General features: G+C 58.9%; 12 protein-coding genes. 9 read left to right on the top strand and 3 right to left on the bottom strand.

Annotated features, from left to right (window positions below; genetic code table 11):
• Positions 1–1,005 carry a hypothetical protein gene (locus tag KJA79_RS14860; protein WP_213042832.1) on the top strand — a complete coding sequence of 335 codons (1,005 nt, stop codon included), beginning with the start codon at positions 1–3 and terminating at the stop codon, positions 1,003–1,005.
• 214 nt (positions 1,006–1,219) lie between these two features.
• Here KJA79_RS14860 and KJA79_RS14855 read toward each other — a convergent pair whose 3' ends face one another.
• The 3 genes from KJA79_RS14855 to KJA79_RS14845 form a co-directional block, all read right to left on the bottom strand.
• Entirely contained in the window at positions 1,220–1,483 is a 264-nt protein-coding gene (locus KJA79_RS14855) for a hypothetical protein (RefSeq protein WP_213042831.1), read from the bottom strand.
• Between the two features lie 313 nt (positions 1,484–1,796).
• Complete coding sequence (locus KJA79_RS14850) at positions 1,797–3,029, bottom strand: ABC transporter permease (RefSeq protein ID WP_213042830.1); 1,233 nt, start codon at positions 3,027–3,029, stop codon at positions 1,797–1,799.
• A gap of 10 nt (positions 3,030–3,039) precedes the next feature.
• The gene (locus tag KJA79_RS14845; protein ID WP_213042829.1) at positions 3,040–4,359 is read right to left on the bottom strand and encodes an efflux RND transporter periplasmic adaptor subunit; all 1,320 of its coding nucleotides are present in this window, start codon (positions 4,357–4,359) and stop codon (positions 3,040–3,042) included.
• Positions 4,360–4,620: 261 nt separating this feature from the next.
• On the opposite strand from KJA79_RS14845, the gene KJA79_RS14840 reads away from it, so the two are divergent.
• The 8 genes from KJA79_RS14840 to KJA79_RS14805 all read left to right on the top strand — a co-directional run bounded on the left by KJA79_RS14840 (position 4,621) and on the right by KJA79_RS14805 (position 19,597).
• Complete coding sequence (locus KJA79_RS14840) at positions 4,621–6,000, top strand: sigma-54-dependent transcriptional regulator (protein WP_213042828.1); 1,380 nt, start codon at positions 4,621–4,623, stop codon at positions 5,998–6,000.
• 32 nt (positions 6,001–6,032) lie between these two features.
• A complete protein-coding gene (locus KJA79_RS14835; protein ID WP_213042827.1) occupies positions 6,033–8,717 on the top strand; it encodes a PAS domain-containing protein in 2,685 nt (894 codons plus the stop codon).
• 260 nt (positions 8,718–8,977) lie between these two features.
• On the top strand, positions 8,978–9,382 hold the full coding sequence (locus tag KJA79_RS14830; RefSeq protein ID WP_213042826.1) for a response regulator transcription factor: 405 nt from the start codon (positions 8,978–8,980) through the stop codon (positions 9,380–9,382).
• A 141-nt stretch (positions 9,383–9,523) separates the two neighbouring features.
• Positions 9,524–10,927 carry a sigma-54 interaction domain-containing protein gene (locus KJA79_RS14825; protein ID WP_213042825.1) on the top strand — a complete coding sequence of 468 codons (1,404 nt, stop codon included), beginning with the start codon at positions 9,524–9,526 and terminating at the stop codon, positions 10,925–10,927.
• Positions 10,928–11,496: 569 nt separating this feature from the next.
• Positions 11,497–16,434: a cupredoxin domain-containing protein gene (locus KJA79_RS14820; protein ID WP_213042824.1), complete on the top strand. Its 4,938-nt coding sequence runs from the start codon at positions 11,497–11,499 to the stop codon at positions 16,432–16,434.
• 174 nt (positions 16,435–16,608) lie between these two features.
• A complete protein-coding gene (locus KJA79_RS14815; RefSeq protein ID WP_246507678.1) occupies positions 16,609–17,586 on the top strand; it encodes a carboxypeptidase regulatory-like domain-containing protein in 978 nt (325 codons plus the stop codon).
• Between the two features lie 82 nt (positions 17,587–17,668).
• Entirely contained in the window at positions 17,669–18,601 is a 933-nt protein-coding gene (locus KJA79_RS14810; RefSeq protein ID WP_213042822.1) for a formylglycine-generating enzyme family protein, read from the top strand.
• 33 nt (positions 18,602–18,634) lie between these two features.
• Complete coding sequence (locus tag KJA79_RS14805) at positions 18,635–19,597, top strand: formylglycine-generating enzyme family protein (RefSeq protein ID WP_213042821.1); 963 nt, start codon at positions 18,635–18,637, stop codon at positions 19,595–19,597.
• Positions 19,598–19,857 lie beyond the last annotated feature (260 nt).

Below are 19,857 nucleotides of genomic sequence, written 5' to 3'. Positions count from 1 at the left end.
TTGGCTATTGTTCTCGTCATAGGAGCAGGAGCTTCTCGTGCCCTCGTGCACACGCCACTCGGGACGAACCTGGTCTGGACGTATTGGCAGGACTCTCATCCTTTTGCAGACACGCCTCGCTACAGCAAATTCCTTCAGCTGGCAGAGAAGTTATTTCCAGAGTTTCGTGGAGAGGCTAATAAATTTCTGTCAATGCAGAAAGAGTGCATGATTTACTTCGCGCCCGAAGAGCGTTTGCGCAAGTGCCATTACGTGGACGACATGCTGAGAAGCCTTAAGGGGAACAGTGAGGAGGAAGGGGAAAAACTGCTACAGCAGTTGATCCTAAAGCATATTGTTTCTGTGAGTAATGAGCATCATCGCGGATATGACCAGTTCAAGAAGCATTTTCTTGGCATGCCAAATATTTCCGTAGTTGCGCTCAATTTTGACACCTATTTGAATGAGGGGCCCCCAGGCCCCAAGCTAGATTATCGTGTGCACTTTGATTGGATAGATCCAAATAGATGCAATTACTCTTCGGGAAAAGGCCTCCCGCTCCTGAAGCTGAATGGTTCCTTGGACTGGGCTGTGTGTTCTCAAGGCCATCTTACTCTTCTGAACTATTCAATCACGGAAAGGACCTTCCCCGGAGGTAGGTGCCATGTCCAATTGTGTAACAATACGATTGCTCCTCTTCTTGTAACTCCTCATTTAGAACATGATTCGGTGTTTGCAGGTTTATGGAAAGAAGCAGAGGAGGTTCTCGCAAGAGCTGAGAAGGTCGTAATCATCGGCTATTCATTCCCCCACTACGACACAAGAGTAATTGAGCTTTTCCAACGCAGTCTGAAAGGGAGCATCGTGGTTGAAGTCATCGATATGAAGATGTGCGATGAATTAGAGGAAGATGCACGTTGTCGAATTCAGGCAAAATACCAAGGTCTGTTCCCCAACCTCTCCACAAATCAACTCACCATACACTCTGAAGGCCTAGAGAAGTCTCTTCAGAGAGTCTGCCCGTAGACAGATGTTCTCTGCATACAGCAGGAAGGCCTCGATGAACCAATTTCTGAATCTTTCGAGCTGTTGGTGAGGCACTCATCCCTAATCCCGTAAGATCAAAGTTTGTCCGTCTAGCAGCCAAGCAACACATTACGGAGTGTTCGATTTCAAGCCTGCAAGATCTTCGCGCAGATGGCGGCCGTGGAAAGTCTGAGGGACTTGCGCAGGGACGCGGCTATCGGGCGACGACGTTGACTTGGGCAGAATACCCAATTCGTGCAAGGAGTTGTTCGCAATCTTCCCATGCAAGCCCGAAGGTCCGGACGTCGGCGACACCAAGCCGTGCGATGACATCGCGAATAGCGGCGTAATGGGCGGGATCGAAGTCACTCTCCATCAGCGCCGACTCTGCCCATGCGACGAGGTCGGCCAGTGAGAGATCGTGATGCAAATAGGCGGCCAGCTTTTTGGCTACGGCTTCGCGGGAGATGATCTCCATAGCGGCTACACCTTTCGATGACCCAAGTCTACCGGATACTTATGATGGACCTCAATCAAATCCCCTTTTGCATCGTAGACCTCCTGGTAGAAACGGAGTGTGACTTCATCGGCGCCGACTGCTTTGACATATCGGACACGCCAGCCTGACCGGCTTGGAACATCGATCCAATACCGTCTCTCGCCGTCTGGCAGATCCTGCCACGTTGGAAACTTCCGCTCATTTGCTCCCTTGTACCCACGAGGTGCATACTCGGGAAATTCACAAGAGGTGTCAAGGTTGGGAGCCCGTTTCCGCCTCTGATTGACCCTATCTATTCATAATGCAGTGCTTCGATCGGATTCATGCGTGAGGCTTTGTTGGCCGGGTAGAGGCCGAAGAAAATCCCTACGGCCAGTGAGAAGAGAAAGGCGACGGCGACAGCCTGTGAAGAAATAATGGTCGGCCAGCCGATGAGGCGGGTCAGGAGCCGCGCGCCGGCGATCCCGAATATTACCCCGGCCACTCCGCCGATCGCGGTGAGAATGATCGCCTCGACGAGAAACTGCAGAAGAATGTGAGCGCGTTTGGCGCCCACTGCCATGCGAATGCCGATCTCTCTGGTGCGTTCCGTGACCGACACCAGCAAAATGTTCATGATGCCAATCCCTCCAACCAGGAGCGAGATGGAGGCGATGCTCAGCAGCATCATCATCATGGTGCGGCTCGCGCCGGCGACAGTCTTCGCCACGTCCTCCATGGTGCGGATGGTAAAGTCGTTTTCCTCGGCCGGGTGAATGCGATGTCGCGCGCGCAGGAGCTCTTTGATCTCCTCCACGGCGGCCGGAATGCTGTAGCGGTGCTGAGTGGCGACCATGATGATGCCGACGGTCCCGAGGAATTTTGTGCCCAGCACTTTGCGCTCCGCCGTCGTGAAGGGCAGGACGACGAGATCGTCCTGATCCTGGCCGGACAGCGATTGTCCTTTCGGCGACAGGATGCCGATCACGCGCAACGGGACATTTTTGATTCGGATCTGTGCGCCGATGACCTCCTCGCCCCGCTCGAATAAATTGTCCGCGACGGTTTTCCCCAACACGACGACTTTGGCGGCGGAGTCCTCATCGGCCTGCGTGAAAAAGCTCCCGTCGGCCACCGGCCAGTTGCGCAGGTCGGTGAAGGTGGTGGTGGTGCCGAGCGCGATGGTATTCCAGTTCTTGTGCTCGTGAATGACCTGGAGCACCGAGCGGGAGGCATAGGTCACCAGGCCGATGTCGCCGACGCGCTTTTCGATATCGCGGGCATCATCGACGGTGAGGGTGGAGACACTCCCGAGTCCGCCGCGCACGCCGCCGGTGGTGGTCGCGCCGGGGATGATGATGAGGACGTTCGTGCCGAGGCTGGCAATTTCGCGTTGCACCGAGGCCGTCGCGCCCTGCCCGAGACTGACCATGCCGACCACAGCGCCGACGCCGATGACGATGCCGAGCATGGTCAGGCCGGCACGCAGGGGATTTCGTCGGAGGATGCGGAGGGCCGAGAGAATCGTCAACCAGAGAAAGCTCATGAGGGCTGCATCACCGCATTTTCGGCCCGAACTCAAAACCCGGGGGCAGTTTTTCCTGCGCGGTCTCTTCCGTCGTCGCGAGGCCGACAATGGCGGCCTCGCCTTCGTGGACATCGCCGGATGTGATGTCCGTAAACAGGGAATCCGCAATGCCGAGGGTCACCGGTGCCGCTCGCACGCGACCTGTCGCGTCGAGTATCCAGAGTTGCGGCGTCTTGCGATCCGTCGGCACGCCCGGCATACGGAATCGCAACGCGGCGTTGGGGGCGCGCAGGGCCTCTTCGTTACGGGCGGTCACGATGGTGATATTGGCGGTCATGCCGGGTTTCAGTTTGAGTTCAGGGTTCTCGACAGAGATGATCACATCGTAGGTCACGACGTTCTGGATGCTGACCGGCGCATTTCTGACCTGCGTCACGATGCCATGGAATGATTCCCTTGGATAGGCATCCACCCGGAAGTCCGCCGACTTGCCTTCGGTCACTCCTCCGATATCCGATTCGCTGACGTTGGCAATCACCTGCATGCGGGTCAGGTCCTGGGCCAGGACAAACAACGTGGGTGTTTGAAAGCTGGCCACCACGGTTTGCCCTTCCTCGACATTGCGGGACACGACGGTGCCGTTCACCGGAGAAAAAATGGTGGTGTAGCCTAAATCGAGTTCGGTCGAGGCGAGCGTGGCCTTGGCTTGATCGACCTGTGCCTGGGTCAGATCAAGTTGGGCTTCGGCGTCGTGCAGATTGGTGGTCGAGAGGTCGAGCTCCGATTGGGCGACGAATTGCTGCTCCCGCAACGCCGTCATCCGCGTAAATTCCAATCTGCGCTGCGCGAGCATGATCCGAGCTTTGGCAAGGTTTGCCCGCGCGCTTTTCAGCGCCGCTTTGGCCTGACTGACCTTGGCCTGATAGGGTTTCTGGTCGATTGAGGCCAGGATCTGTCCCTCCCGTACGACCGAATTAAAGTCGGCATAGAGTTTTGCGATCTTGCCCGACACCTGACTGCCGACCTGGACGGAGATCACGGGATTCACGGCGCCTGTGGCGGTGACCAGGGACGTGATCGGCCCACGTTCGATGGGGAGGGTCTTATAGTGAGCGGTCACAGGGTCATTCGCCCACCAGCGCCAGAAGGCCAGGGCAAGAATTACGAGGAGGCTCACCATCGCCACCACGATTGCTGACCGCCTGGGCTTAGGCGAAGTCTCCTGCCGGCCGAGGGCAACTGGGACGGAGGGATGGCCTTGACCTTGCACTACAGGGACTGAGGCCGGCACAACCGGTGTGGCATGCGTTGTCTGTTGCGGGTCAGGCTCAGATGGCTTCGAACTCATACGGTCACTCCGTCTCTCTCAGAAGAACGCAAGAGAGGTGCCGTTCCAGTTTCGTTGAACAGGCGGTGGATTGGTGAGAAGCCCGCTGGGTCATGACCATCGAGGTGGAGTCTCGCCAGGACCGATGGGGCATTTTGGGACAGTGGCCTGGTGTCGGTTGCGGCAGGACGCCCCTTGACCGCTCAGGAGTTGGCCGATTAGTCTGTTCGCGCATGCTCGGCGGGCCCTGAGGTGACCGTCTGGTCCAGAGAGGAAGGCTGTATGACAGAGGAATGGGGCGCAGTACTGGTAGTCGACGATGACGCCGACATGCGGAGTCTGCTCTGTGACGTCTTGCAGGGCCGAGGACATCAATGCATGGGGGTCGGCAGCGGAGACGAGGCGCTTCAACAGTTGAGCGAGGAAGACTATGCCGTCGTGCTCACCGATCTCCGAATGAAAGGCATGCAAGGCACCGAGCTGCTGACGGAGGTCAAACAGCGGTACCCCGATATCGGGGTGATTCTGATGACGGCGTTCGGCACGGTGGAGACCGCAGTCGATGCGATGCGGCATGGGGCCAGCGATTACCTCACCAAGCCGGTGAAGACCGAAGAATTGGTGCGGGTGGTTGAACGGGCGATCCGCGAAGCGGCCCTCCGGCGCGAGGTGAGTCGTCTGCGCAAAGAAGTGCACAAGGAATATAGCTTTCATCAGATTCTCGGCAAGAGCAAGCCGATGCAGGCCGTCTTCGATTTGATTCGACGGGTGGCGGATAGTCCGACCAATGTGCTGATCACCGGCGAGAGCGGCACCGGGAAGGAGTTGGTGGCCAAAGCCATTCATTACAACAGTGATCGACGTGATGCGCCGTTTGTCCCCGTGAATTGCGCGGCGATTCCGGAACAGTTGCTGGAAAGCGAACTGTTCGGCCATATGCGGGGCTCCTTCACGGATGCCAAAGTGGATAAGCGCGGGTTGTTCGAGGAGGCGCAGAAGGGCACGCTGTTTCTGGATGAGATCAGCGAGTTGCCGCTGATGTTGCAGGCGAAGTTGCTGCGTGCCATTCAAGAGCGGGAAATTCGACGTGTGGGTGCCACCAAGTCCATTCCGGTGGATGTACGGATTATCGCCGCGACGAACTTGAATCTCGTCGATGAAGTAAAGAATAAGCGATTCCGTGAAGACTTTTACTACCGCCTCAATGTCATTGAGCTGCGGTTGCCCCCGTTGCGGGAACGGCGGGAGGATATTCCGATTCTGGTGGATGCCTTTCTGAAAAAGTGCGCTTCCGCCCGCGGCAGGCAGGTGAAGGGGCTCAGCGAGCCGGCCCTCGCGATGCTGGCCGACTACGCCTGGCCGGGCAATGTCCGGGAATTGGAGAATGTCATCGAGCGGGCGGTGACGTTGAGTCACGGCGACATCATCGGCGCGGAGGATTTACCCATCCAGGTTCAGGGCGCTCGCGGCGATCGCCGGATTCTCGACGAAGCGGCCGAACGTACCTTGCCGCTGCACGAAGTCGAGAAGGAATATATCGTGAAAATTCTGGAAAAGACGGGCGGCAATAAATATCAGGCCGCGCATGTGCTGGGCATTGATCGCAAGACCCTGTACCGCAAGCTCGCCGAGATCGAGGGCAAACCACACTCAGACGCGTAGATTCCACGTCTCACCGTCGTGGGGGAGCCGTCGTGTACCCTCTACCCCTAAAAACCCTGCTACTTGAATATGGCGGCCCTGCGCTGCTGACCCTGGGGATTTTCCTGCTCGACCTGTCGCTGCCGGCCGAGTATGCGGTCTGGCTACTCTATGCGATTCCTCTTGCGCTGACCGCGGCCAGCTCCCGGACTGGCTCGATACGTTATGGCGTGGGACTGGTCGCCCTGCTGGTCGTGATCGGGGCGGTCGCCTCCCCCTCAGAGCTTCCGCCGATTTCCTCTTGGATTAATCGACTATTGGGCATTGGGCTCCTGGTAACCATTTTCACGTTCCTGTCCGCGAACCGTCGGAATCATTCGGTGCAGGCGTTTCCACCGACCATGCCTGAGCCCGCGCATAAGCAATCGACACCTGCCGAGGCGGCGGAGGCCATCGCCCATGCAGAAGCTGCCGTGGAAGGGGCGATGGCCGGACAACGCCGGGCCGAAGCCGAGCTGCAGCATGACAAGCTTCGCTTCGAAGGGATCGTGCAATCGGCCATGGATGCCATCATCACGGTGGATGACGCGCAAAAAATCGTGTTGTTCAATCAGGCTGCGGAAGACATGTTTCAGTGGAGCGCGCAGGACATGTTGGGGCGGCCGTTGGACCGCCTGATTCCCGAGCGGTTTCGTAGCGCGCACGCGGAACACATCCGGGAGTTCGGGCGGTCGGGTATTACCACGCGTCAAATGGGGGCGTTGGGAGTAATCATGGGGGTTCGCTCCTCTGGCGAGGAATTTCCCATTGAGGCGGCGATTTCGCAAATCGGTATTGAAGGCCTGCGGTATTACACCGTCATCCTTCGCGACATCACTGAGCGCAAACGGCTGGAGGAAGATCTGGCGGAGCGTGAGGCGCTGCTGCGGGCGATCATCGAGACGGAGCCGGAGTGTGTGAAAGTACTTGCGCTCGACGGCACGGTTCAGACCATCAATGCGGCGGGGCTGGCGATGGTTGAGGCGACAAGCCCCACACAGGTCGTCGGCAAGGATGTGTGTCACCTGGTGGCCGAAGAGTTTCAGCCGGTGTTTCGCGAATTGGTCCGTCAGGCCGCCCATGGCGAGGCTGGTCGGTTGGAGTTTCGGCTGGTGGGGTTTCTCGGAACTCCCCGATGGCTGGACACCCATGTGGTGCCGCTGCGTGCCCCCGATGGCAGTGTGTCCGCCGTGTTGGGAGTGACCCGAGACGTGACGGAGTGGAAGAAGACCGAACAGCTGTTGCGTCAAAGCGAAGAACGCTATCGACGTCTGCTGGCCGTGTTGCCGGATGCTATCCTCGTCAATCGCGGGGGGCGGATTGTGTTCATCAACGAGCAGGGACTGCAGCTGTTCGGAGCGAGTCAGCCGGAAGACATCCTCGGTCGGTCGCTCTACGAGTTGGTGCATGCCGACTTTCACGATCTGGTGCGGGAGCGGATTCGGCACCTGCTGGATTCCGGCAGCACGGTCCCCGAAGTCGAGGAGAAGGCCGTTCGACTGGACGGGACCATCGTCGATGTGGCGGTCAGGGCCGCCCGGTTCCAGGACGAAGCGGGAGCCGGCATTCTCGTCGTGCTGCGCGATCTCTCGATGCGCAAGGTTTCAGAGCAGCGATTGCGGGAAAGCGAAGAACGGCTTCAGAGCCTGCTGGGGGCGATGGAGGATGTGATCTGGTCGGCGTCTCTGGATTGGGGCACGCTCTATTATGTGAGTCCGTCTGTGATGGAGATCTATGGCCGGTCCACCGAAGAGTTCCTCGCCCAGCCATCGCTACGGTTGGCGGTGGTGCATGAAGAGGATCGTGCCCTGGCCGACCAGGCGCTGTCGGATCTCCAGCGTGCCGGGGAGTTTGATGTCGAGTATCGCATCGTCCGGCTAGACGGCGAAGTGCGATGGCTGCATGATCGTGGGCGAGTCATCAAGGACGAGGCGGGCCATCCCCTGCGGATCGATGGGATCGCCAGCGACATCACGGAGCGGAAGCGGCTGCAGGCGCAGCTGCGCCGGACTGAGCGGGTGGCCGAACTCGGCACGGTGGCTTCCGGCATGGCCCATGAGATCGGGACGCCGATGAACGTCATTTTGGGCCGCGCGGAATATTTGATGGAGCGCACGAAGGAGGAGCCGGTCAGGAAGGGGCTCCAGACCATTATCAGTCAGGTCGAACGGATCACGCGGGTGATGAATCAGCTGCTGGCGTTTGCCCGCCGTCGTCCGGTTGAGCATCGGGCGTTGGATCTCCATCAGATCGTCGAGGATAATCTGGAAATTTTTCAAGAGCGGCTTTCGCACAGCCACATCACGGTTGAAACGTCGTTCGCGGAGGCTTGCCCGTTGGTGCGCGCCGATGCCGATCAGATGAGCCAGGTGTTGATCAACTTGGTCATGAACGCCATCCATGCGATGCCGGGTGGGGGCGTGCTGAAGGTCGCATTGGCGCCGGCAACGGATCGCGGCATGGTCATGCTGGTGATCGGCGATACCGGTCACGGCATGCCGAAGGACGTCATTGCCAAGATCTTCGATCCCTTCTTTACGACCAAGGAATTCGGCAAGGGGACCGGACTTGGCTTGACGGTCGTCAGGGGCATCATTGAGGAACATGGCGGCACGATCCAGGTCGAGAGCGAGCCGGGTGTTGGAACGGTGTTTACGATCTGTCTGCCGATTCAGGTCGACCCCGGTCAGAAATCGTGATGATCACCCTTTTCCCTCCCCGGTTTGAAGAGTGATCCGAGAAGCAGGTTGGGTGGTTGCTGTAGCGCTTCGGGGCAGCCTGTCTATACAGGTGGGGTCTTTCTCACCAACGCCGCTGGGGCTCCGTTTCTGTTTGGAAAATCCTTCACTGCCGAATCATCAATGAACGCAAGGTGTTGCCTCATGCCAGGGCCAAGGAGGAATGGCACATAGTTTGCGTTGACTCATTTGGCATGGAAACCGGTTATTGGAGCCTCGACATGAAAGGTAGGTCACCAGCCGTGTTGTTGGTGGTGGAAGATGATAAGGACATGCGCAGTTTGCTGTGCGATGAGCTGTGGGGGGAAGGGTATCAATTGCGCGAAGCCAGCAACGGGGCGGAAGGGTTGGATGCCGTGATGCGGGCCGCACCGGACTTGATCGTCACGGATTTGAAAATGCCGTCCGGCGGCTTCGATTATGTGCATCGGCTGAGACGGTGTGCGCCGGCCTGCCCGATCATCGTCATGACGGCATTCGGCGACGCCAAAACCAAGGAGGAGGCGCTAAAAAGCGGCGCGACTGCCTATTTCGACAAGCCGGTGCGCCTGTCGGAGTTAAAGGCGACGGTGAAACGACTCCTCATGCCTGCCGAGGGCTCGGCGTCCGAACGCACCATCCATTGATGACCCGGGTCGGACGGTGCGGCGACCCGATGGCCCCCCTTGGTGAGAGGGTTGTCTTCGAAGTTCCAGGCGTAGTACATATAGGGCCTTTACACTGAAGAAAGGCCCTTCTTGGTTTCTTCTGAAATAAGGAGTGATGAGATGGCCGGATCTCACGCACCAACAGGACCCCTCTCTCCCTTCGCTGATCCCATTCTCGCCGCTCGTTTAGAAGCGCTTCGTCAATTGGCCGATGGACTGACCGACCGCGTCGCTGTGATGGACCGGGAGCTCAATGTCGTCTACGCCAACGATGCTGCCTGGGGGAAGTCAGGAAAGCCGCCAGCGGGGACCAAGCCGGCGAAGTGTTACGAATCGTTCGTTCAAAAGAAAGATCCTTGCGGGACATGTCCTGCTGAGTCTGTTTTTGCGACGGGTGAAGTGCTGACGGTTTCCTGTAATACGTCGGGTGACGGCACTGCCTGTGGTATGCATCAGGCCTTTCCGCTTGTCTCCTCCGGGGGAGATGTCGGCTCCATTCTCGTTTTGTTTCACAAGCGGCCGGAGCCGCTCGGTATTCCGGCATCCCTTCCGCAGCACCAGCCGGGCGCATCGCGCCCGGAACGGACTGCGTCACGATTGGGCGATCTCGTCGGCGCGAGTCCGGCGATGAATCAGCTCTTTGAAATGATCCGGTTGGTGGCGGATAGCTCGGCGACGGTACTGATTCAGGGGGAAAGCGGCACGGGAAAAGAACTGGTCGCTCGGACGATTCACCAGACCAGTTATCGACGTGAGAAGCCTTTTGTGGTGGTCGATTGTGGAGCGCTCCCGGAAACATTGCTGGAGAGTGAACTGTTCGGCCATGTCAAAGGCGCGTTCACCGGAGCCGCAGGGGCCAAGCCCGGGTTGTTTGAAGAAGCTGACGGGGGCACGATCTTCTTGGATGAAATTGCCGACACCTCCCCGACCTTTCAGGCCAAGCTCCTGCGAGTCTTGCAGGAAGGGGAGATCAAGCGGGTCGGCGGCACACAACCGATCAAGATCGATGTTCGTGTCGTGTCGGCCACCAACAAGGATCTCACCGATTTAGTGAAGGCGAAGGCCTTTCGACAAGATCTCTATTATCGATTAGCCGTCTTGCCCGTCCATCTGCCCCCGTTGCGGGAGCGGAGGGCGGACATTCCCCTGTTGGTGGAGAAATTTGTCGGGGACTCCTGCCAGCGGCATCGGCAAGAGCTGCGCCGGGTCAGCGAGGAAGCCATGTGCGCATTAACTGCTGCGCCTTGGCCCGGCAATGTTCGCGAACTGCAGCACTATATCGAGCGTGCCGTGGTCACGACCACTCACCAGGAACTGACCTGCGCGGATCTGGTGGCTGTCGGGTCGCATGTCGAGGCCACCGATCTGAGGACGGTCGGGCGCTATGCGGCGAGGCAGGCTGAGCGGGTTCGGATACTTCAGGCGTTGCAGCAGACGTCCGGAAATCGGGTGAAGGCCGCACGTCTTCTCAAAATTAGTCGCGCAAGTCTCTATAACAAGCTCCACGAGTTCGATATCCGTTAGGCCCGCTTCCATCGATTCTCCTCACTGCTCCGAATCTCGACGTCCCGCAAAATCCTCTTCAAAATCAGCTCGGTTGCCGGCCAATCCTCCGGACATCCAGAGCCTCTTTGCCCCTTATTGCCACAAAACAGAATCCTTGGTGTCTAATAATGTAGACAGTCTAAGTCATTGTATTTTCATGCGTGTCGTTCACTCCCCTGCAGTCTGTCTAAAGGCCTGGAAAACAACCCGTAGTCCGTTCTTCCTCGTTGTCGCACTCGACACTCATAACATGTTGATAGTGTAGCGAAACGTTTCTGCTCATTGAGGTGGGTGGATAGGCACATCAATTGCGATGTGCCGGGGTGCTGGTGAAGGCGCGGGTGATTAGGACCGGCCTCCGAATGACCTGCTCCCTCAAACTTTGAGGACACCCTTCACCAGCCCTTTTCTCTTTTGGAGCGTTTCGTGGAGGGGAGAAGGAGAGGCCGGAGCAGCCGGGGTCCTGCCTGACGGAGGCCGGTCACACGACCACGCTTTTATTCACTCCCGCGGAAGGGCGCGGGATTATCAAGGAGGGAGGCCGACATATGAGGTCTTCAGTGCAGTCAAAACGCAGGCGCATCAGTCGCAAGGCGATGCTGAGCCTGCAGGCGGCGCTACTCTCGGGCAGCTTACTTGCTGCGCCGTGGGTGTTCGCGGCCGGGTCAGGCGATCAGTCGCATGATGGACATGCGACGCCGGTCGCCATGCCGGGTTGGACCCAGACCTTGAAGGGTCAGACGGTGGTGGAAAACGCCATCGAAGGTCGAGCCGGCAATGCGGAAAAGATGGAGATGCAGCACCACCGCCTGATGGAGAAGTTGGAGCAGCAGGCGGGCAGCGATGCCAAGGCGCAGCAGACCTCCGGTGCATTCAACGAAATGTCGATGATGCACCAGTACATGGGACAGGACGGGAGCAGCTTCTTGCTGGCATCCGATTCGTCGAAGGGCGAGCCGGTCTTGACCAACGGCGGGAAATGTCCGGCGGGCGCGCCGGTGAAGAAATATGATGTCTCGATGGTCAACATCGAGATCACGCTCAACCGGTGGCTCGATTATTATCCCGGTTACATGTACGTCCTGACCGAGGATCTCCCGAAAGCGCGTGCGGAAGAGGAGAAGAACAAGGCTGCGCGTGAGAAGGAAGGCTTTGATCCTGGTGCCGTGACCACCGGATTGCAGGGTGATGTGATTCAGCCGTTGGTCATTCGCGCCAACCAGGGTGATTGCGTCAAGATGACTCTGCGCAACCAGATGGAAGCCGAGGATGGTAGCTTGTTCATCCAGGCCTCCAGCATGATCGTGAGTTCGACCGGCAAGCCGGCGACGACCACGAACCCTGATGCGATCGTATCGCCGGGGAAGGTGCAGGATTTCGAGTGGTACATCCACCCGAACATGCAGGAAGGTGTGCGTCAGTTCCACTCCTGGAGCCATGACCGCGAATTGACCGTGCTCGGGCTCTTCGGCGCGTTCATTGTCGAGCCCAAAGGCTCGACCTACGTGGATTCGCTGGGAACGGGTCCGGACAAGCAGGTGGCCAGTGGTTGGCAGGTCAACATCGATAACGGATCGGGACCGGACTTCCGCGAGTTCGTGTTGTTCTATCACGAAATCGGCGACGAAGCCTTCCGCCCGCTGAACAAGAAGGGTGACTTCTTGCCGCAGCGCGATCCGCTCACCGATGCGTATCGTCCGGGCGGTCGCGCGTTGAACTATCGCAGCGAGCCGTTCGGCATCGATCAGATGCATTTGCAGCACGAGTACTTCGGTTTCGAAGATGAATCGCTGGCCTACAGCGCCTACACCTTCGGCGACCCACCCACCACGATTGCCCGCGGTTACTTGGGCGATCCGGTGAAATGGCGTGTGGTGCACGGTGGATCGGAAGTGTTCCATTCCCACCATCCGCACAGCGGAACGATCCGTTGGCAGCGGAGCCCGGGCACCGAAATGAACACCCTCTGGGCGGCAGGTCAGGACGGACCGGTGAAGTATCCGGTGGTTCGGACCAAGTCGGATCGTGTTGACGTCGAAGTCATCGGTCCGTCGGAAGCCCTGGACCTCGAGCCGGAATGCGGCGGCGGCGGCTGTCAGCACCTGGCCGGTGAATTCCTCTATCACTGCCACGTGGCGCATCACTACGTCGCGGGCATGTGGGGGTACGGCCGGTTCTACAACACGTTGCAAGCCGGAAACGGCCACACGGACACCATGCCGGACTTGGCGGAATTGCCTGACCGCAAGGGCCGCATGAAGCTCGGTGTGTCGTCCGACAAGCTGATCGGCACGACGGTGGATTGGTTCGGTAAGACCTTTAAGATTGTGGACAAGAGCCAGAAGACGAACTGGAAGTCCGATCCTGTGATCGTGAACATCAAGGATTGGGTGGAAATGTTCGTGCCGGCTCAGGGTCAACCGGGCCACACCAACGATGAGAAGGGCCAGATCATGGCCTATGATTCGACGGTGTGGGACTGGAAGTGGGACGGCAACATCGCCCGCGGTGAGCGGGAGAGCACGGCCCAGAACCCGAAGTATCCGTGGGCAGTGAAGTGGGATGACAGCACCAGACCGGCAATCCTGTTCGATCCGACGACGGGAAAAATGGCCTGGCCGTTGTTCAAGCCACACTTCGGCAAGCGCGTTCCGTTCTCGGCGAACCACAGCGGTGCGCCATGGTTGGAGCCGATTCACCAGGATGCGAACGGCGAGCGGACCTCAGAGCCGGCGCAGCCGGGCGAACAGGGCCGTTGGAGCCTGTGCCCTGACAACGCCAACCGGAAGCATTACAACATTCACTTTGTCCGCATGCCGATCACCCTTGCCAAGAAGCAGGGCAAAGAGCCGGCCATGGTGGACAAAGATGGTCTGATCTACGTCCTTCACGAAGAAGAGCGTTTGACCAGAGCCAATGACGATTTGAAACTGCCCGCCGTCATCCGCGCCAACGTGTATGACTGCGTGGACGTGTTGTTGACCAGCGAATGGGACGACGACGATTACACCAACTTCCAGTCGTCCAAGATCAACATCCATCCCCACTTCTTCCAGTTCGATACTGGGAACTCGGACGGCGTGATCTCCGGCATGGAGTACGAAATGTCGGTTCGGCCGTTCACCATGTGGGGCAAAAAGACCAAGCATGGGTTGCCGGCACCGATGGTGGCCAAGCTGACCGGCGAAGCCAAAGCCGGTGCGACCTCCATTAAGATCCAGATGGCGCCCGGCGCCACGGCCTTCCACGTCAACACCGAGTTGATGGTCGGTATGGATTGCTTGGAGAAGGGCAACGATCCAGCGGCGTCCTTGCCGCGGGATAAGAGCTGTCAGGAAGTCGCCCGTGTGAAGGAAATCAAGGGCGATGTGGTCACGTTCTTCAAGCCGCTGAAGCACAGCCACCCGGTGGGCGACCTCGTATCACCGGAGTTCGTGCGTTATCGGTGGTGGGTGGACGTGGATATGGGAACGGTGTTCTGGCATGACCACGCGTTCGGCGCGACGACCTGGCCCCATGGCGGGTTCGGCGTGACGATCGTGGAGCCGTACGGATCCACCTATCATGATCCGAAGAACGGCAAGCTGGTCTACAGCGGGCCGATCGCGGACATTCACAGCAATGAGCCGATCGGAGCCGGTGTCAGCGGCAGCTTCCGCGAGTTGATGGTTTCCATCCACGACACGGTGCCGCACACGGTCAACGTCATCGAAGCCGGCAATCCTCCCGGACAGCCGATCGAAGTGGCGTTGGAAGCGGGCAAGACGGTGTCGTTCCAGATGCCGGATAAGATCTTGAACGCGCCGAACAAGTACATCAACGGCGGAACGCACACGACCGGTAGCGGCTTCAACTTCCGCGCGGCCCCGTTTGCACAACGCCTGTCCAACAATCCGGACACCTCCAAGCTGTTCAGCAGCGCGGTTCACGGTGATCCGGGCACTCCGCTCCTGCGGGCGTACACGGGCGACACCATGGTGTTCCGCCTGTTGCACCAGCTGATGAACGAGTCGCACGTCTGGACGATCGCCGGCCATACCTTCCTCACGGAGCGGTATGCGGCGGATGCCAACCGGAAGAACTCGATTCACGTCGGGATCGCCGAACGGTATGACCTCGTCTCTAAGGCGGGCGGATTCCAGGGTATGCCTGGTGACTACATCCACTTCAACGGCAGAACGTCACACTTCGCCGAGGGTGGATGGGGCATCCTTCGTGTACTCGACAAGCAAGTACCGGATCTGATGCCGTTGCCCAAGGGGACCAATCCCCTCGGGATCCCAGCGACACCAAATTCCGTCTGTCCGTCGGATGCTCCGGTGAAGAGCTTCAACGTCGTGGCGTTGGATCGCCCGATGAAGCTCAATCCGAAGGCCCCGGATGCGATCGAGGTGGACTTCGAGCGGAAGATTGAAATGACCATGCCGGAAGGCAAGATCTTCGCGCTGGAGGAAGAAGCCGCGACCGTGGCGGGCAACGTGATGCCGAATCCGCTCACGCTGCGCGCGAATCTGGGTGACTGCATCAAGGTGAATCTGAAGAACAAGATGAAGGCGAGCCGGGCATCCTTCTTTGCGCCGGGCCTGGCCTTCGATCCGCGCGACAGCCAGGGCTTGAACGTCGGTAACAATGCCGGCGACCAGACCGTGGCTCCGGGCGAGAGCCGCACCTATACCTACTACGCGCATCCTTTGAACAAGGAAACGACGTCGTTGGTCTGGGACGGCGGCAACATCGTGGTCAATCCGCGTAACGGGTTGTACGGTGCGATCATCATCGGACCGAAGGGATCGCAGTATCGTGATCCAGTGACCGGCGCCGATGTGTCTCAGAAGAACACGTGGCGGGCGGATGTCATTGTCGACACCACGCTCACCGAAAACGCCGGCAAGCGGAACTATCGTGACGTCGCCCTCTTCTTCCAAGATGAGGACAACATCATCGGAACCGCGTTCATGCCGTACGTGCAGAACGTGGCCGGTTTGACGTCGGTGAATTACCGCGCTGAACCGTACAAGTTCCGCGAAGAGCAAGGGTGCTCGTTGGGCAAGATCTTCCAGCCTTGCGCGGTCGATAAGCCCGAAGATCCCGTCACGCCTTTGATCGAGGCGCATGCGGGAGATGCCGTCCGGATCCACGTGATCGGGGCGAACAGCGAGCAGAACGGAATGTTCGGTGTCGAGGGCCACGAGTGGCCGATCGAACCGTACATGCCTGGTGCGGATATGATCAGCGTGGTGGAATATGCCGGGTCTGAAGTCCTCGACGTCTTCATCCGTGGCGGTGCGGGCGGACCGTATCGTCAGGTTGGAGACTTCGTCTGGTCCAATGCTCGGCTGCCTTACACGCAGTCCGGACAATGGGGCTATATGCGCGTGTTGCCGGTTGGCGACTCGCGGATTCAGCCTCTCAGCGCAAGCGGTTCAGGTGCACGTCAAGCCGAGGTGCAGCCTGAGGCGCAGGCGATTCCGACGGCCATGAAGTAAGTAGGGACGTCATGGTGTAACACCGGATGGGGGAGCTGCCTGTACCACGCAGCTCCCCCATCTGTGTTTTGAGTTTCAGGGGAGGAATTCAGTGATCGGTTCCCTGTATGATCGAGAGCGGACATCGATCACTACATGAACCCATCACAGAGGAGGCCGGACGTGACACGGGGAATGACAATGACGTGTGAAGAACAGCAGAAGCAGGTGCATGCATCCCGGTGGGTCTTTGGTCTGGCGACGGCGGCTCTCGGAGCGTTTCTCGCGAGCGGGTCGGCGTCAGCCTACGAAGAAGTCACCGTGTCGGACGGAGGGACACTGACGGGAGTCGTCAAATTAGAGGGGGCCGTTCCAAAACCAAAGGGCTACAACCTCACCACGCTGCCCGATCCGTTCTATTGCGGGCGCATTTCCGATGGGGAAGGGTGGCGTATCCTGCAACCGTTCAACGTCGGACCGAAGGGCGAGTTTCGTGAAGTGGTGGTGTATCTCGAAGGGATCGAGAAGGGCAAGCCCTTCGCTGAAAAAGAGGTGCCGCAGATTGAAGCAAAGGACTGCCTGTTCCTGCCGTTTACGACGGTCGTACGGGACGATCAGTCGGTGACGGTCGTCAACATGGACCCTGTGATGCACGACATTCAAGCGTACGAAACGTCGAATTTAGGGGCACGCGTCCTCTTCAATGTGCCGCTGCCGATGAATCCACAGCATCCGCGGAATTTCAAGGATCGCACCGAAGCCGGCATGTATCACAAACACATGGCCGGTCCTCCGATGAAGGAACTGGTCAAGCTGAGCAAGGGGCGCCGAATCTTCGTCATGCAATGCGGGTTCCATGCCTATATGGAGAGCTGGGGCGTGGCGATCACGAATCCCTACTTTGCGAAGACGGACGAACAAGGCCGATTCACTATGACCGATGTGCCCCCTGGGACCTATAAGTTGGTTGTCTGGCATCCCTATATCAGGACGACTACCGAACAAACTGTCACCATCGGTCCCAAGGGCGCCCTTGAGACAACCATCGGAGTGCCGGCGCCGATCGGGCGGCTGTATGCCAATGAAGTCCTGGACCATGCGTACACCCGGTACAACGTGACTGAGGAAACGAAGAAGGAAATCGATCCCCTGCTTCAAAAGCAGGAGCACTGAGCTGAAGCATGTCACGCAGAAGGGACTATCGTCATGTCGGCGAAGCGGTCTCCTTCTGCGGGCGAATGACGAGTGGCGCACGATGCGTGTAGATCGCACGATTGGCAGGATTGTGTTGGCAACGGTCATGAGTGTGACGGGCTGGTGGGCGCCTGCCGACTGGGCCTCGGCCGACCATGAATTGCCGAAGCCTCCGCCTTTGTGGTCGCCCCTCGATGAGGCAGAGCGGCTCGCATTGATCGAGGTGCCGAACGGCATGGCGCACGTGCCGGCCGGTCCGTTTCTTATGGGGAGCGACCCAAAGTTCGATCGGGCGGCCGGTCCACAAGAGCAGCCGCAGCGCCGGGTCTATGTCGATGCATTCAGCATAGACCGGTATGAAGTCAGCAATGTGAATTATCTGCGGTATGTGTTGGCCACCGGGGCGGCCTGGCCGCATTACTGGCGGGGGCAGCCCTTTCCCGAAAAGATGGCCAAACATCCGGTGATCGGCGTGACCTGGCGGGAAGCCGATGCCTATTGCCGCTGGCGTGGCACCCGTCTCCCGACGGAAGCGGAATGGGAGAAGGCCGCACGGGGCGAAGACGGGCGTATGTTTCCCTGGGGCAATGAACCGGCTGGGTGGATCAAGAGTAACATCGCGCATTCCGGGTCCAAACGTGGGGCGAAGTATCCACCGCTGGCGAACGTGGATCGGTACGAGAACGGCGTGAGCCCCTATGGGGTGTATCAACTCGCCGGCAATGTCAGCGAGTGGGTCTCGGATTGGTTCGATCCGGAATACTATCGACAAGAGCAGAACCGAAACCCACTGGGCCCTGAGTCTGGGCAGGATAAAGTGTTTCGCGGAGGGTCATGGAATGAGGATCCCGAAGTCGCCCGTTCCGCGGGGCGGAATTCCGGTGGCCTGGATCACTGGAGTTACTTGACGGGATTTCGTTGCGCACAATCGGGTGACACAAGCCAGCAACTGTCGGCGATTGATCCGGAACTTCTACGGAAGGCCGATCGCTGAGGGAGTGGCGGGAATATCAGAGGGAGGCCGAACATGAGGAAGCAGAGAAAAGGCGTGACACGGGCACTCAAGCGTGCCGGGCAGGCGCTGGTGATCGGAGCGGCATTGTGTGCGGTGATTCCTGTCGCACGCGCGTTGGACACACAGGACATCATCGTCGAGTGGACGCCGGAAGGAAAAGCGCTTGCCGAGCAGCGTGTCGCGACGATGAAGTTCAAGGAAGAGATGGTGTTGGTCCCGGCAGGCGAGTTCATTATGGGCAGCGACAAAAAGGTCGATCGCGTAGCCTATCGGTCTGAGCTGCCGCAGCGCCGCGTGTATCTGGATGCCTATGAGATCGACAAGTACGAGGTCACGAATCTGCACTACTTGAAGTACATCCTGGCGACCGGAAAATTGCCGCAACTGGATTGGCGCTACGACGGCGGGAATTTCCAGGAATCGATGGCGAACCATCCGATCATGCATGTCTCCTGGTACGACGCCGACAATTATTGCCGCTGGGCCGGCAAACGATTGCCGACTGAAGCGGAATGGGAAAAGGCGGCTCGCGGAGACGACGGGCGGTTGAATCCTTGGGGAAATCAATCAGCAGGTTTGAGCCGTGCCAATTTCGGCCGCACCGGTCTCTCCGGTCCGGTCCGCGATCGACCTGAACGGCTGCTGATGTATCCGCCGCTCATTTCGGTCGATAAGTACGACAATGCCGTAAGCCCCTATGGGCTGTATCAAACGCTGGGGAACGTGTCCGAATGGGTCAATGATTGGTACGACCAGGACTATTACAAGACGGCGCCGAACCGGAATCCTCAAGGCCCGGAAACCGGCACGCAAAAGGCGTTTCGTGGCGGCGGCTGGATGGACAGCACCACCACCATGCGAGTGGCGATGCGCAACGGGACCGATCCCACGACCAAGATCAATTGGATGGGCTTCCGTTGTGCGCGTGATGTCAAGGAGAACGTGGAAACGAAGGTGTCACTGGTGAAGGAGTAATCGGGGAGAGGGAGCCGGCCCGTCTTCGGATGGATCGGGAGGCGACCGGCTCCCCGTATCCCGTTTGCGCGTTTGATGTCGCGTCGGTCAATTGCTTCAGCCGTGCGTTGACGGAAGGCGTTGGAGCGCACCAAGCACGTAACCCGCCCTCCTTCACGGCATCACCCCGTGAGCACGCTCACCGGGTGACGACGGAGCACATGAAAATTTTCCCCCATCACCCACGGCGGTCAGTGCAGCAGAGGATCGCATTGCGATTC

This window comes from Nitrospira defluvii, from assembly GCF_905220995.1.
GTDB classification, from domain to species: Bacteria; Nitrospirota; Nitrospiria; order Nitrospirales; family Nitrospiraceae; genus Nitrospira_A; species Nitrospira_A defluvii_C.
This window is presented reverse-complemented; position numbering and strand designations above follow the sequence as displayed.

Coding starts and splice junctions, on each gene's coding strand:
- KJA79_RS14820 (WP_213042824.1), top strand. CDS start 11,497: ATGAGGTCTTCAGTGCAGTCAAAACGCAGGCGCATCAGTCGCAAGGCG.
- KJA79_RS14830 (WP_213042826.1), top strand. CDS start 8,978: ATGAAAGGTAGGTCACCAGCCGTGTTGTTGGTGGTGGAAGATGATAAG.
- KJA79_RS14805 (WP_213042821.1), top strand. CDS start 18,635: ATGAGGAAGCAGAGAAAAGGCGTGACACGGGCACTCAAGCGTGCCGGG.
- KJA79_RS14840 (WP_213042828.1), top strand. CDS start 4,621: ATGACAGAGGAATGGGGCGCAGTACTGGTAGTCGACGATGACGCCGAC.
- KJA79_RS14815 (WP_246507678.1), top strand. CDS start 16,609: ATGACAATGACGTGTGAAGAACAGCAGAAGCAGGTGCATGCATCCCGG.
- KJA79_RS14850 (WP_213042830.1), bottom strand. CDS start 3,029: ATGAGCTTTCTCTGGTTGACGATTCTCTCGGCCCTCCGCATCCTCCGA.
- KJA79_RS14855 (WP_213042831.1), bottom strand. CDS start 1,483: ATGGAGATCATCTCCCGCGAAGCCGTAGCCAAAAAGCTGGCCGCCTAT.
- KJA79_RS14845 (WP_213042829.1), bottom strand. CDS start 4,359: ATGAGTTCGAAGCCATCTGAGCCTGACCCGCAACAGACAACGCATGCC.
- KJA79_RS14810 (WP_213042822.1), top strand. CDS start 17,669: ATGCGTGTAGATCGCACGATTGGCAGGATTGTGTTGGCAACGGTCATG.
- KJA79_RS14825 (WP_213042825.1), top strand. CDS start 9,524: ATGGCCGGATCTCACGCACCAACAGGACCCCTCTCTCCCTTCGCTGAT.